This window comes from Streptomyces sp. SID14436 (assembly GCF_010548465.1).
Lineage (GTDB): Bacteria > Actinomycetota > Actinomycetes > Streptomycetales > Streptomycetaceae > Streptomyces.
Window position 1 is genome coordinate 1 of sequence record NZ_JAAGMD010000409.1, and the last position, 1,045, is coordinate 1,045.

Here is a 1,045-nt window from a genome sequence, read left to right on the forward strand (position 1 = left end):
CCAGCAGCGCGGCACCCGCGACCGTCCAGGCCACCGGCCGCTCCCGCAGGCCGTCCCCGGCCGACGCGGCGGCCACGGTGCGGGCCTCCGGACCCGCCGCGACTCCGGCCTCGGTCCCGGGCCGCAGGGCGTCCAGGGACCCGACGGGGTCGACCCGTCCCGCGGCCTCGAAGCCCCAGTCCAGCAGGGAGCGCGCCTCCTCGTACACGGCGTGGGTGCCGCCCGAGCGGGGGTTCATCACGGTCACCACCAGGGTGCGTCCGCCCCGGCGTGCCGCCGCGACCAGGGTGTGGCCGGCGTGCGACGTGTAGCCGTTCTTGATCCCGACGAGCCCCCGGTAGGGCTTCACCCCGTCCGCGCCGGTCAGCAGCCGGTTGGTGTTGAGGATCCCGTACGAGCCCCCGTCCCGGCCGGGGAAGCGGGCCTCGGCGCGGGCGCAGTACCGGGCGAAGTCGGGATTGCGCAGGCCCGCCCGGCCGAACACCGCCAGGTCGAAGGCCGAGGACACCTGTCCCGGCGCGTCGTAGCCGTCGGGCGACTTCACCCGGGTGTCGCGGGCGCCCAGGGCGCGTGCCTTGGCCTGCATGCGTTCCACCGTGGCCCGCCGGCCGCCGTTGAGGGCGGACAGCACGTGCACGGCGTCGTTGCCCGAACTCAGGAACACCCCGTTCCACAGGTCGGACACCCGGTAGGCGCGGTCCTCGGCGACCCCGACCAGGCTGCTGCCGGCGCCGATGCCCTTGAGCTCCTTCGGGCTGACGGTGTGGCGCACGCCGGCCGGCAGGCTGGGCAGCAGGGTGAGTGCGAACAGGGTCTTGAGGGTGCTGGCGGGCGGCAGCTTCCGGTGCGCCTCGTGGGCGGCGAGCACCGTGCCCGTGCGGGCGTCGGCCACCAGCCACGACCGGGCGGACAGGTCCGGGACCTCGGGAGCCCCGGCACGGGGACGGACCTGGGTGCCGGACCGGTACAGCAGCGACGCCGGGGCGGCGGACGCCCTGGCTCCCGCGTCCGGCGGCCGGGTGTCGGTGCCGGCGCCCGGGCGGGC

1 protein-coding gene is annotated in these 1,045 nt (G+C 76.9%); it reads right to left on the reverse strand.

The window, feature by feature from the left end; all coding sequences use genetic code 11:
* Positions 1 to 1,045, reverse strand: a 1,045-nt coding sequence (locus tag G3I53_RS14255) for a D-alanyl-D-alanine carboxypeptidase (protein WP_164438412.1), incomplete at both ends; no start/stop codon positions are given.